Here is a 13,234-nt window from a genome sequence, read left to right on the forward strand (position 1 = left end):
AAGGCGAACGTTTAGCAGAATGATCATTTTGTTATTTTATTTAGGTTACTGCTGATATGTTGAGTTAAGGAAAAGGGTAATAAAAAGAAAGGGAAGCCTTTGCGTACGCAAAGTGGCAGGATGGCTTCCAAATCCATTATGGCGGGGAATTTTAGACAGAGCATGAATGAGAGTGGATTAGTCGAAACATATTATAACAAGAAGCAAAAAACCCTAACGTAATGAATGTTAAGGTTTTTGTACTTCATCTCCATTATCTTTTTTCAATAGCAATAATGAATGGAGGATCATTGGCCTGGTTAATAAATTGGTATAGAAGGACATGTGCCTTTTTTTGATCTAATTGGCTTAGATAATCCATCAAGGCATTCTTTTCCTCTTGTCCTTCAGGATGGCCATGATAAATGACTACTACAATAAGCCCTTCGGAAGGCATGAAATCTAGCAGCTGTTCAATGGCCTCCATTGTCGAGCTGGCATGAGTGACGATATGCTTGTCTCCGCCAGGAAGGTAACCTAAATTAAAAATGGCGCCTTTCACTTTTCCTTTGGCCGTTTCAGGAATGGCTTTTTGAATCGTTTCATGCCCCTGATTAAAAAGAGTAGCATTGGCTATGTTCTCTTCTTTTAGCCGTTTTTCGGTTTGAAGTATAGCCTCTCGTTGAATATCAAAGCCAAAGACATGGCCGCGTTCTTCGACCAGCTTTGCCAAAAATAACGTATCGTGCCCATTACCTGCTGTGCAATCAACGGCAATATCTCCAGTTGTTAGCGCGCTTTGCAGCAGCTGATGAGCAAAGGGGATAATTCGCTGCAGCTTCATTTGATGGCCTCTTTTTGTATATAATATTTCCCTTGCCAGCTATTGCGTTTTTTTAATTCCTGATCAATCGCATTTAAAACCGCCCATTTGTTAACGCTCCACATCGGCCCGACCATCAGGTCAATAGGGCCATCCCCGGTAATTCTGTGAATGACCATTTCTTTAGGAAGAATTTCTAATTGATCGCATACAAGGGATACATACTCATCAAACGTTAGAAATTCGAGCATTCCTTTTTCATATTGCTTGACCATGGGAGTTCCTTTTAGCAGATGGAGCAGATGGATCTTGATTCCCTGAACATCAAGCTTTGCAACCTCATGTGCCGTCTCCATCATCATCTCCCTGTTTTCGAGAGGAAGTCCATTTATAATATGGGAGCAAACCCTAATGCCATGTTTTCGAAGCTTGTTTACGCCCTCTATATAGCATTGATAGTCGTGTGCTCTGTTAATCAGCAAAGAAGTCCTCTCATGAACGGTTTGTAGACCTAATTCTACCCATAGGTAGGTTCTTTCATTTAATTCAGCTAAATACTCCACTACATTATCAGGAAGGCAGTCAGGTCTTGTCGCAATGGATAAACCGACAACATCATCCTGCTTCAGAACTTTTTCATATTTTTCACGTAATACCTCAACAGGTGCATGGGTATTGGTGTAAGCCTGAAAATATGCCATATATTTTCCGTCTTTCCATTTCTCATGCATTTTGTTTTTAATGGTGTGAAACTGTGTTTCTAAATCATCTGCACGGCTGCCCGCAAAGTCGCCTGAGCCCGCAGCACTGCAAAAGGTACAGCCCCCATAGGCCGCAGTGCCGTCACGGTTGGGGCAATCAAAACCGCCATCCAAAGCTACTTTAAACACTTTATGGCCAAAATGCTGTCGCAGATGGTAATTCCATGTGTAGTACCGTTTATCATCACTGGCATATGAAAAAGGGTTTTCAATTTTAGTCAAAGGAAAACCTCCTTACTGGTTTAAAAATGCATTAAACAACTTGAAATTTTCGCAAGCGGCTGGACAGCACCATACGCAAAATCACTTCATAATCGTCATCAACAAATTGTATCATGAACCTGATTTTCAGGACAACCTCATTTGCGATACCTTACTTTACCACCCATAACAAATCAGTAAAAGCTCAAACTATAAAGGAAGCGATAGGCTTCGATTGCAGGTTAAGGAGTGGAATCCATGGCTACACGTCAATCAATTCAGGATTGTATTCAGCGCTGTGAAGATGTAATCCGCTGTGCCCAGGAACAATATAAGGCGGGAAGCCAGCAGGAGCATTATCACAATGTTGAGTATACAGATGCCCTTCAAGGGTTAGAGGATTCATACAATGAAATATGCAAGCTTGCATTCAGCTCAAACGCTCAACAGCGGGATCAGCTGCACCGGATGCGCCTGCAGCTTCAGCAGCTTCAAAATGAAATGATCCTTTTAGACCACGATCGTCCTTTGTATTAAGTAGGAGGGTTTATATGAAAAAAAGATCGAAGCAAAATAACCCCGAGCAAAAAACAAAAAATGGGGTTAATAATCAAGATATTGAGCTCGGACGGGATTATGATCCTGTAAAAGAGCTAAAAAAGAAAAATGCGGGTAAAAGCCAGCCAATAAAATCGAAACAGCATATTGAAAATCCCGACTAACTGTTGGATAAAAAGAGGGTGACTCAAAAAGCCGGACAATGCCGGTAAATGGAGTCATCCTTTTTTACTGCTGAATAATAAAGGCTCTTTTCGTAAACTGTGTTGCTATTTGGCTCAAAATAGGAGTATAAACCCAGGTTCAGTATTAAAACTTTTATTAACTTACGAAAAGATGCCACGAAGACAGACAGCATACGGAATAATCCTTTATACGTAAAGCAACAATTTATGCGAAAACAGCCATAATAAAAAAGGAAAAGGCAGGGAGACTTTTTATTTAGTTTTAAACTAAGCTACCCTGAAAATCACTTTATACGAGTTTAAAATTGATATGGAAGAAAGAACATATTAGAGCGGCCGCTAAGTAGCTATGTTAATCTTACACTTATATTGATTAATGGAACTGAACAGGTATGACAAATAGCGATAACATATATGAGTAATACCTAATGTTCGTTTTCAATCAAGGTTGATTGGAGCCCAAGGCACGAGACTCCTGAAGGATAAGCGTGTAAGTAGAGACCCCGCAGGAGCTTGCGACGAGGAGGCATCGCTACCGCCAGCGGAAAGCGAGTGCCTGAAGTGGAAATCAACCAGCAGGGAAAAATATGCTGTACCCAAAGTCTTCTGATATCCTTGAACCTTTTGGGACAGCCTTTTTTTGAGATTGGAAAGGTATTTTAGAAAGGGAAAGTTCACTTTTGCTTATCGAGAAAAATACTAAAACCCATCTGAAAACTCAGATTTACCAGGGTTCTGAGCCTTTAATTAACTGAAAACATTGTTTTTATTTTTATGTTGTTTTTCTCTTGCTAGAGGATACATAAATGGAATAAAATTTCTTTGGTATATATAGTGAAGATTTTTTTCAACACTTGCTGCTTCGTTTATGTTTTTTGTTCCTGTTTGGTCGTTTTGTGTTAACAAAAGGTTATTTTCGCATAGATTATTGCTTTACGTTCAAGGATCATTCCGTATGTTATCGGTCTTCGCAGAATCTTTTCGTAAGCAATTCATAAATTTTACTTTTTAATCATTTTTGTGTGTCTAATAGCAGCAAAGTTTACGAAAGATGCCTTATAAAAATAAGTAAGTTGAAAAGGAGCGTTTTCATGCCAAGAACCGTTTGGATGCTGGTGATTGGGATGATGGTTAATGTTACAGGCTCTTCTTTTTTATGGCCTTTAAACACCATATACATCCACGAACATCTAGGGAAATCATTGTCAGTAGCTGGGATTGTTTTAATGCTTAATTCTGCAGCGAGTGTTGTAGGAAGTCTTTTAGGGGGCAGCTTATATGATAAGTGGGGAGGATACCGGGCAGTTATTTCGGGAATTGTCATTACGACCCTTGCGATAGCGGGCTTAACACTGTGGCATGGCTGGCCGGCCTATATTGTTTTTCTTACTTTTATCGGATTGGGAGCAGGGATTGTGGTTCCGCCTATGTTTGCAATGGCAGGGTCTGCGTGGAAAGAAGGAGGGCGAAAAGCCTTTAATGCCATGTATATCGCACAGAATGCCGGGGTTGCAGTCGGATCTGCATTAGGTGGCCTTGTTGCTTCGTATTCTTTTAATTATATTTTTGCTGCAAATCTTATCATGTATGTATTGTTCTTTTTCATTGCCTTTTTTGGATATAAACATATAACAAAGGAAACCATCAGGCACTCGGTATTAGTAGAAGAGCCGTTGATGCCATCAAATAAACCGGAGCTTAGAGCATTAATGATTTTATGTTCTTCTTATTTGGTGTGCTGGATCTGTTACGTACAGTGGCAATCCACATTGGCAACGTATACGCAGGACCTTCATATATCGTTGAAACAATACAGCCTATTATGGACGATAAATGGTGCCATTATTGTCCTTGGACAGCCGTTAATCAATCCAATTATTAAAAAATTCGGCTCGAATCTTAAAGGCCAAATTTTGGTCGGGATTTTTATCTTTATGGTTTCTTTCGGCGTGGCAAGTGTAGCCAATGACTTCAAGGGATTTTTGTGTTCCATGGTTATTTTAACATTGGGTGAAATGTTTGTTTGGCCGTCGGTTCCAGCTGTGGCTAACACTCTGGCACCAAAAGGCAAGGAAGGCTTTTACCAGGGGATTGTAAACAGCACGGCAACTGGCGGTCGTATGATTGGTCCTTTGTTAGGAGGCATTCTGGCTGACTCCTTTGGGATGAATGTATTGTTTGCCACCCTGATTGGTTTGTTTGTCATTGCAGTCATCCTAGCATCAGTATATAATAAAGCCCTTAAGGCGAAGCATAAGCAGCCTACTGAAGTGACTATGTGAAAATAGGCTTGAAAACATGTTTATTTTTGGATAAAATAGTGAATACAATTAAAAATAGGATAGGAAACGTTGAGAAGGAGTAGTAGTGATGGTTACTGAAATCAGAGAGTTGGCGGCTGGTGCAAGCCAATCAGATAACATCATGAACTCGCCTTTGAGTTGCAAATGTGAAAGGGATTCTTAGTAATGTTTGCCGTTAACCGCGTTAAGGATGAATGAAGTGAGTGTGTGTGCACTAATTTGGGTGGTACCGCGGGAGATATAAGCCTCTCGTCCCTTTTTGGGATGAGGGGTTTTTTGCTGTTCTTACAGAAACTCATCCCTTAAGACATACACGGGTTAAATCAGATAAAGGAGGTCATTTCATGAGTTTTCGCCACATTGAAGTAGAAAAGAAATGGCAAAAGTATTGGGAAGAACACAAAACATTTAAAACAGAAGACAGTAGCAGTAAACCAAAATACTATGCAATGGATATGTTTCCTTATCCATCCGGTGCCGGGTTGCATGTAGGGCATCCAGAGGGCTATACGGCGACTGATATTGTTTCCAGGATGAAAAGAATGCAGGGCTACAACGTTCTTCATCCAATGGGCTGGGACGCATTTGGGCTTCCTGCAGAGCAATATGCGATAGACACAGGAAATGATCCAGCTGATTTTACGAAGCAAAATATCACAACCTTTAAGCGTCAAATTAAATCTCTTGGTTTCTCTTATGACTGGGATCGCGAAGTCAATACAACGGATCCGGACTATTATAAATGGACACAATGGATTTTTATCAAGCTTTACGAAAAAGGTCTTGCGTATATTGATGAAGTAGCAGTCAACTGGTGCCCTGCACTTGGGACAGTTCTGGCCAACGAAGAAGTCATTGACGGGAAAAGCGAACGGGGAGGCCATCCAGTCGAACGCCGTCCAATGAAGCAATGGATGCTGAAAATTACAGCTTATGCTGACCGTCTTCTTGAAGATCTGGATGAGCTGGATTGGCCGGAAAGCCTTAAGGATATGCAGCGTAACTGGATTGGCCGCTCTGAAGGTGCTGAGGTTACGTTTACCATTGATGGCACAGATCACACTTTCACCGTTTTCACCACACGCCCGGATACACTGTTCGGAGCTACTTATGCAGTGCTGGCTCCTGAGCATCCGCTCATCAATGACATTACTTCTTTAGAGCAAAGAAGTGCGGTTGACCAGTATCTTGACAAGGTTAAGACGAAAAGCGATTTGGAAAGAACAGATCTTGCCAAGGATAAAACGGGAGTCTTTACAGGTGCCTATGCCATCAATCCAATCAATGGCGAAAAAATGCCAATCTGGATTGCGGACTACGTTCTAATGAGTTATGGTACTGGAGCGATTATGGCTGTACCGGCTCATGATGAACGCGACTATGAATTTGCCCGTAAGTTTGAGCTTCCTATTAAAGAAGTTGTAGCTGGCGGAAATATTGAAAAAGAGGCTTACACTGGAGACGGCCCTCATGTTCATTCTGATTTCCTTGATGGCCTTCATAAAGAAGAAGCCATTGGAAAAGCAATTGCTTGGCTTGAAGAAAAAGGAATCGGCACAAAGAAAGTAACCTACCGCCTTCGCGATTGGCTGTTTGCCCGCCAGCGCTATTGGGGTGAGCCTATTCCGATTATTCACTGGGAGGATGGTTCAATGACGACGGTTCCGGAAGAAGAGCTGCCGCTTGTGCTTCCAAAAACAAATGAAATTAAACCTTCAGGCACTGGTGAATCACCGCTTGCGAACATTGAGGAATGGGTGAATGTAACGGATCCTGTTACAGGGAAAAAAGGCCGCCGCGAGACCAACACAATGCCTCAATGGGCGGGCAGCTGCTGGTATTACCTGCGCTATATTGACCCGCATAACAGCGAAGAGCTGGCTAGCAAAGAAAAACTGGAAGAATGGCTTCCTGTCGATCTTTACATCGGCGGTGCTGAACATGCTGTCCTTCACTTAATGTATGCTCGTTTTTGGCATAAGTTCCTTTATGATATAGGCGTTGTCCAAACGAAGGAACCATTCCAAAGGCTGTTTAATCAAGGAATGATTCTTGGTGAAAATAACGAAAAAATGAGTAAGTCGAAAGGCAATGTAGTAAATCCTGACCAGATTGTCGCAAGCCACGGAGCCGATACACTTAGACTTTACGAAATGTTTATGGGTCCGCTAGATGCCTCTGTTGCCTGGTCGACTAATGGCCTTGATGGAGCAAGACGATTCCTTGACCGTATCTGGCGTTTGCTTGTAAACGAAGGCGGAGAGCTTTCAAGTAAAGTGGCTGACGGCCATGAGGAAGCACTTGAAAAAGTGTATCATCAGACTGTCAAGAAGGTATCAGAGGATATGGATGCGTTGCATTTTAATACGGCAATCTCACAGCTGATGGTCTTCATTAATGAAGCCTACAAAGCTGAATTTGTATCTAAATCCTTTGCAGAAGGCTTTGTTAAAATGCTTTCCCCTATCGCTCCGCATCTGGCAGAGGAGCTATGGGAGAAATTAGGACACTCAGGAACCATTGCCTATGGAACATGGCCAACATACGATGAGTCTAAGCTTGTCGACAATGAAGTGGAAATTGTTGTTCAGGTAAATGGAAAAGTAAAAACAAAAATGCTTGTAGCAAAAGATGCAAGCCGTGAAGAGCTTGAAGGAATCGCCCTTAAGGATGAAACGATTCAAGGGCTGATCGAAGGCAAAACGGTTCGCAAAGTTATTGCCGTCCCTGGCAAGCTTGTTAACATAGTAGCCAATTAAATAAGCGATTGAAAACAGCCTCAAAGAGTGCACTCTTTGAGGCTGTTTTTTTATGATGTGCTTTAGTGCTTTAAAGTAAAGCAGGGGTCTGACCCCTTTATTGCGGTGAAGTGACGCATAGTGGGTATTTGTACCTGTTTCCGCCGATTAAGTTGGATTTTTACCCGATTACGTTCAGGTTTTGCCCGATTAATGGAAGTTTTTAGCCGATTACACACTGTTTTTACCCGAATGCCCCTTTTGAGGTAGATATGCTATGCAATAAACCGTGAAGAAATTACATTCAGGCACTATTTAATATATGTGAATAAAGAATTGAATAGGAAAACGGTCTTTTTTGCTAATGGATGCTTGTGAAAGAATATTAAAAAACGAATTTAATTTCTAAATCTTCTTCAACAAGGTGAAAAGTTCTATTGAGAAAAGTGCAGAAACTAGACCATAAGAAGCGATTTGTAAAATAGGTATTAAATGGAATAAATGGATAAAACATAGCTGCATTCATAAGATATCCAGTCTTTCAAAATATTATTTTTTACAGTATATTTTTATAGAGTATAAAAAATTGGGGGAAAAAACATTGAAAAAAATTCTAGCACTAATCTTACCTGCTGTACTATGCTTGTCCCTGTTTCCAAGCCTTAGTTATGCAGCACCGCCAGATAAGGATTTGAATGCTTTCTTAGCACAAAATGGATGGACAAAAACCCAGCTGAATTCCTATCTTGAGTATTATTTTAATGAGGAATTAGATTCTTTTGATACAGTTGATGAGATCAAGACACAATTGGGTGATCCCATAACAGATGAAAATCTTGCTCAGCTGCTCAAGAATTATCATTTTAAATCCGAAGACGACCTAAAGTCATTTTTAATAGAAAACGATGAACTTCAAAAAAATGAAAATCTCCGTGATAAATTTAAATTCATCAATACCCTTGATCAAACGGTGTCTTTTTATAGCGGCACACCCATTGATGATAAAAATTTACAAAATCTGTTGAATCAATATGGTATGACAAAAGATGAATTGGAAGTTTTATTAAAGGAAAATGGAGATTCGCTGGATAACTATAAGTATATAGAAGACCTGGACGATGCCATTAAATCCTATACCCAAGGCCTGGATTTCAGTGGATTGTTCTCGCAATTCGGTCTTACCAATCAGGAAATTGAAAAGCTGATTGGCCACTTTATGACATTGAATGTCAAGGACCCAAGCTTTGATCAGAAAATAACTGATATTGGGGACCGTTTGAGTTCTATGAAGGATTTTAATAGTAAATCAGACTTGACTCCTTCCCAAATAAACAATTTAGTGGAAAGCTACAATGAGCTTCTTTCATTATTGCAGCTTGATGTTAAATACTATCTGGTTAAAAAGGGTGAAAAAACCCCTGTGACCGAGCAGCAATTAATTAATATGAAATCTACCAATGGTCGCGATTTATTAATAGAAATTTATGATACGAACCATCAGTTTTTGGCGGATATTGTCCTTACAAAAGATATGTTTGGTTCAGAAATCATTAAGACTACTGCTAATAAAATTGTAAAAACAGAGAAAAAGGTAATAAAACAGCCTAGTACCCGGAAGCCTGTTGCCCGCACGATCTCAGGAGGAAAATTGCCAAACACTGCAGGCCATTATGCGGATCATATCCTTTTGGGAAGTGTGCTATTGATACTTGGGTTATTGCTGTTTAGAAAATGGAAAGTGATGAAGGCATGACCCAAAAAGCTGGACGCCTGCTGATTTTAATCGTCAGTATCATTCTTCTGGCTGCAGGTATTGCCCTCATTATCAAAAATATACAGCCTTTCATGGCTGGGAATAAAGTACCAAAAATAGCCATTAAGCCGGCATCATCTCTAAAGCCAAACGCAACAAAACAAAAGAAACAGTCAATTCCTCTTTATGCAAGTGCTCCTGCAATGGGTTCAGTCATTGGCACTCTTAAAATACCTAAGCTGGGAGCGGCTCTATCGATATATGAGGGGGCCAATGAAGACGAATTGGCTAAGGGAGTCGGCCATTTTGCAAGAAGTGTCCTTCCTGGTGAGAAGGACAACACTGTGCTGTCCGGGCACCGTGATACAGTTTTCAGAAAACTGGGTGAAGTGGGGATAAATGATCTATTAATTGTCCAAACCTCTGCCGGTGTGTTTACCTATAAAGTATATAAAGTCAGAATTGTGGATGCGGATGACCGGACTGTTATTGTTCCGAAGCCGAGAGCCACGCTTACTGTGACAACCTGCTACCCATTTTATTATATCGGAGATGCACCGAAGCGTTATATATTGGTAGCCAATCTGATTCATGAAAAGCTGACACAGGCTTAAGGAAGTAACTTCATATCGATTTACATTCTTGGTTTTTTCTCTTAGCTTTTGTATAATAGCGAAAGTGCGAGATAAGAGAGGATGAACTATACATGTTAACTTTTCAAGTAATATCTACTGAAGAATTAAAGAACAAATTGGCTAAAGGGGAAAAGCTGAACCTTATTGACGTTCGAGAAGAGGATGAAGTAGCGGAAGGAATGATTCCTGAAGCTAAGCACATTCCTATGGGTGAAATCCCTGCTTCCCTTGACCAATTCAATAAAGATGAGGAATACATTTTCATCTGCCGTTCCAGCGGCAGAAGCGGCCGTGTTTGTGAGTATATGAGCAGTCAGGGATTTAAGGTAACAAATATGACTGGCGGCATGCTGGAATGGACAGGGGAAACAAAGCCAAAGAAATAAACATGATTAGAGTGCCAGCGGGATAATCCTGCTGGTTTTTTTGATAGGCTATTTTCGTAATCTTTGTGGCTATTTGACACAAAAAATGATTAAAAATCCAGGTTCAGCATTAAAACTTTTGAATAGCTTATAAAAAAATGCCACGAAGACAGACAACATACGAAATGACCCATTGTAATTAAAGCAATAATCTATGCAAAAACAGCCTTTTGATAAAAATATACTCTTTTTATCACTGTGAAACACGATGGAAAATCCGTATACCGAAGGGCTGGAGCCCAACGGTTTTCTTTTAAGTAAATTGTTTAGAAAATTCTATCTTTGTTCATACTAGAGATAAAACGCAAAGGAGAGAAACTGGTGATCCAGGTAAAGGTGATTGATTGTGAGCATGAAAAGGACTTGGAAGAAGAGGTCAATAAGTTTCTAAAGACGCTGGATGACAATCGGTTTGTCGACATAAAATTTAATGTAGCGGCAATACCGGAAGAAGTGGATGCACAGATCTATTGCTTCAGTGCCATGATTTTATATAAAAAAGCAGCAAAAACTTCTTAAAAAAGAAGGGAAGGCTGCTTTTTTGCTATTTTAAGAGGAAGACTCTTATAATAGTATCTTAAAAGAAAAAACGCCGCTGACTCATGCCGGCTATAGGCACCACCGGATCAAAGACATAAGCCGTTAAGAAGGCTTCTTGCGCTTTTGTGCCAGTGACAATAAAAGGAATATACTTATAAAATAAATTATTTGAAATTTCTAAAAGGAATATAAAAACGATTGCCGAATTTTACTTGATAGGGGGAATCCAGCTTTTGGTATAGTAAAGGAGGAGTAGAAAATGAGAAAGGGAATTTTGTCTATCTTTATCTGGGTGCTGGTCTCCATTTTAGGAGCCGCTGCCTTTGCAATCCTGGCCATTTCTAATGGTGAGACGATTTCAGCTGCCTGGATGGTTATAGCAGCCGTTTGTACCTATGCTGTTGCCTATCGTTTTTATAGTAAATTTATTGCCGGGAAAATATTTGGGTTAAATGACAATCGTGCAACCCCTGCCGAGCTGCATAATGATGGCAAAGATTTTGTTCCGACAAATAAATGGGTATTATTTGGCCATCATTTTGCTGCTATTGCAGGGGCGGGTCCTCTGGTTGGTCCCATCCTTGCCGCGCAAATGGGGTACCTCCCCGGAATGCTGTGGATCATTATTGGGGTTGTTTTAGCGGGAGCCGTCCAAGATTCGGTTATCCTGATGGGGTCTATGAGGAGAAACGGAAAATCGCTTGGACAAATCGCCAAGGAAGAGGTTGGACCATTCGGCGGCGTTATTGCGTCTATTGGAATCATCGCCATTATGATTATTTTAATTGCCGTTTTAGCGTTAGTCGTGGTTAAAGCACTGGCGAATTCACCATGGGGTGTATTCACTATTGCCATGACCATTCCGATTGCGTTCTTTATGGGAATTTATATGAGATTTATTCGTCCAGGCAGGGTATTGGAAGGATCGATTATTGGTTTTGTCCTTTTAATCATTGCTCTTTGGAGCGGACAGTTTGTGGCTGATTCCAAGGCACTGGCAGACATGTTTACTTTTACAGCACCGCAGCTTGCCATCATGATTGCCATTTATGGATTTATCGCATCAATTCTTCCTGTATGGCTTTTGCTGGCACCCAGGGACTATTTAAGCTCATTTTTAAAAATTGGAGTAATCCTGCTTTTGGCACTTGGTATTTTATTTGTTCTCCCTGATTTGAAAATGCCAAAAATCTCAAGATTTATAGACGGTACTGGGCCGGTATTTGCAGGAAGCTTATTTCCATTCTTGTTTATTACCATCGCTTGCGGCTCTGTATCGGGCTTTCACTCGCTCGTATCCTCGGGAACGACACCTAAGATGATTGAAAAGGAATCACATGCGCGTATGATTGGTTTTGGAGGAATGTTAATGGAGTCAGGTGTTGCCATCATGGCGCTGATAGCAGCCTGTGCCATTCATCCAGGATTATATTTTGCCATGAACTCTTCTGCTGCTGTCATTGGGACAAGTGCAGCAAGTGCGGCTAAAGCAATCTCCTCATGGGGCTTTCAAATTACACCTGGGGAAATTACTGCAGCAGCAAAAAGCATAGGAGAGGTGAACATTTTATCAAGAACTGGAGGCGCACCAACCCTTGCAGTCGGCATGGCTGAAATTTTTACGAGCTTCCTGGCAGGTGCAAAGGCCTTTTGGTATCACTTTGCCATTCTCTTTGAGGCGGTCTTTATTTTAACCACCATCGATGCAGGTACCAGAATTGGGCGCTTTATGCTGCAGGACTTACTGGGGAATGTGTATAAACCGTTTGCACGCACAAACAACTATGTTTACAATATTATTGCTTCTGCCCTGATCACAATAGGCTGGGCGTATATTACGTATCAAGGGGCAATAGATCCATTTGGAGGCATAAATTCTTTATGGGCATTATTCGGTATCTCCAATCAAATGCTGGCAGCCATTGCCCTTGCAGTGGGCACTACCATTATCATAAAAATGGGAAAAGCCCGCTATTCCTGGGTGACCATTCTGCCTTTTGTATGGCTGGCTATCACTACGCTTGGAGCTGCGTTTATGAAATTATTTTCAACTGTTCCTGCTATCGGTTTCTATGCACATGCAAAAATTTATCAGACTGCGATAGACCAGGGAAAAGTGCTGGCACCCGCAGGCAGTATGTCAGTCATGAAGCAAATCGTCTTTAATGATAGGATGGACGCCGCCATTACGATTGCCTTTATTGTAATTGTAATTCTTTTGATACTGGATTCCATTCGAGTCTGGTTCAATATTTTTGTACGAAAAAAAACAACCTCTTTGCACGAGACGCCATTCATACAATCAAATTTTCAGCAAACGCAAATGTGAGGTG

The 13,234-nt window shown here is 40.9% G+C and carries 11 protein-coding genes and 1 other annotated feature; of the genes, 9 read left to right on the forward strand and 2 right to left on the reverse strand.

Going from position 1 to position 13,234, the window contains the following annotated elements:
• Positions 1–253: 253 nt before the first annotated feature.
• Together mnmM and mnmL are read right to left on the reverse strand one after the other, a co-directional pair.
• Positions 254–823 (reverse strand): tRNA 5-(aminomethyl)-2-thiouridylate-methyltransferase MnmM, encoded by a 570-nt coding sequence (mnmM, locus tag A5N88_RS22025; RefSeq protein WP_066269994.1) that lies wholly within the window; start codon positions 821–823, stop codon positions 254–256.
• On the reverse strand, positions 820–1,785 hold the full coding sequence (gene mnmL / locus A5N88_RS22030) for a tRNA modification radical SAM protein MnmL/YtqA (protein ID WP_066269995.1): 966 nt from the start codon (positions 1,783–1,785) through the stop codon (positions 820–822). The genes mnmM and mnmL overlap by 4 nt, the downstream gene beginning before the upstream one ends.
• 237 nt (positions 1,786–2,022) lie before the next feature.
• On the opposite strand from mnmL, the gene A5N88_RS22035 reads away from it, so the two are divergent.
• The 9 genes from A5N88_RS22035 (at position 2,023) to A5N88_RS22075 (ending at position 13,230) form a co-directional block, all read left to right on the forward strand.
• A complete protein-coding gene (locus tag A5N88_RS22035; protein ID WP_066269997.1) occupies positions 2,023–2,301 on the forward strand; it encodes a YtzC family protein in 279 nt (92 codons plus the stop codon).
• Between the two features lie 14 nt (positions 2,302–2,315).
• Complete coding sequence (locus tag A5N88_RS22040) at positions 2,316–2,486, forward strand: glycogen biosynthesis protein GlgD (protein WP_066269999.1); 171 nt, start codon at positions 2,316–2,318, stop codon at positions 2,484–2,486.
• Positions 2,487–3,598: 1,112 nt separating this feature from the next.
• Complete coding sequence (locus tag A5N88_RS22045) at positions 3,599–4,789, forward strand: MDR family MFS transporter (RefSeq protein WP_066270002.1); 1,191 nt, start codon at positions 3,599–3,601, stop codon at positions 4,787–4,789.
• Positions 4,790–4,849: 60 nt separating this feature from the next.
• Positions 4,850–5,070, forward strand: a binding site (T-box leader).
• Positions 5,071–5,154: 84 nt separating this feature from the next.
• Positions 5,155–7,569, forward strand: coding sequence for a leucine--tRNA ligase (gene leuS / locus A5N88_RS22050; RefSeq protein WP_066270004.1), 2,415 nt, complete (start codon positions 5,155–5,157; stop codon positions 7,567–7,569).
• 580 nt (positions 7,570–8,149) lie between these two features.
• Positions 8,150–9,301, forward strand: coding sequence for a processed acidic surface protein (locus A5N88_RS22055; RefSeq protein ID WP_066270005.1), 1,152 nt, complete (start codon positions 8,150–8,152; stop codon positions 9,299–9,301).
• Complete coding sequence (gene srtD / locus A5N88_RS22060) at positions 9,280–9,915, forward strand: class D sortase, LPxTATN-specific (RefSeq protein WP_232317612.1); 636 nt, start codon at positions 9,280–9,282, stop codon at positions 9,913–9,915. Before A5N88_RS22055 ends, srtD begins: the two co-directional genes overlap by 22 nt.
• A gap of 92 nt (positions 9,916–10,007) precedes the next feature.
• Positions 10,008–10,322 (forward strand): rhodanese-like domain-containing protein, encoded by a 315-nt coding sequence (locus A5N88_RS22065; protein WP_066270010.1) that lies wholly within the window; start codon positions 10,008–10,010, stop codon positions 10,320–10,322.
• A 360-nt stretch (positions 10,323–10,682) separates the two neighbouring features.
• Positions 10,683–10,880 carry a sporulation protein Cse60 gene (locus tag A5N88_RS22070; RefSeq protein ID WP_066270012.1) on the forward strand — a complete coding sequence of 66 codons (198 nt, stop codon included), beginning with the start codon at positions 10,683–10,685 and terminating at the stop codon, positions 10,878–10,880.
• 280 nt (positions 10,881–11,160) lie between these two features.
• The gene (locus A5N88_RS22075) at positions 11,161–13,230 is read left to right on the forward strand and encodes a carbon starvation CstA family protein (RefSeq protein WP_066270013.1); all 2,070 of its coding nucleotides are present in this window, start codon (positions 11,161–11,163) and stop codon (positions 13,228–13,230) included.
• Positions 13,231–13,234: the final 4 nt, after the last annotated feature.

Origin of the sequence: Heyndrickxia acidicola (genome assembly GCF_001636425.1) — a bacterium.
Taxonomy (GTDB): domain Bacteria; phylum Bacillota; class Bacilli; order Bacillales; family Bacillaceae_C; genus Bacillus_AE; species Bacillus_AE acidicola.

Excerpts from the sequence above, each read along its gene's own strand:
- A5N88_RS22035 (WP_066269997.1), top strand. The coding sequence starts at position 2,023 with ATGGCTACACGTCAATCAATTCAGGATTGTATTCAGCGCTGTGAAGAT.
- leuS (WP_066270004.1), top strand. The coding sequence starts at position 5,155 with ATGAGTTTTCGCCACATTGAAGTAGAAAAGAAATGGCAAAAGTATTGG.
- mnmM (WP_066269994.1), bottom strand. The coding sequence starts at position 823 with ATGAAGCTGCAGCGAATTATCCCCTTTGCTCATCAGCTGCTGCAAAGC.
- A5N88_RS22040 (WP_066269999.1), top strand. The coding sequence starts at position 2,316 with ATGAAAAAAAGATCGAAGCAAAATAACCCCGAGCAAAAAACAAAAAAT.
- A5N88_RS22045 (WP_066270002.1), top strand. The coding sequence starts at position 3,599 with ATGCCAAGAACCGTTTGGATGCTGGTGATTGGGATGATGGTTAATGTT.
- srtD (WP_232317612.1), top strand. The coding sequence starts at position 9,280 with ATGGAAAGTGATGAAGGCATGACCCAAAAAGCTGGACGCCTGCTGATT.
- A5N88_RS22065 (WP_066270010.1), top strand. The coding sequence starts at position 10,008 with ATGTTAACTTTTCAAGTAATATCTACTGAAGAATTAAAGAACAAATTG.
- A5N88_RS22075 (WP_066270013.1), top strand. The coding sequence starts at position 11,161 with ATGAGAAAGGGAATTTTGTCTATCTTTATCTGGGTGCTGGTCTCCATT.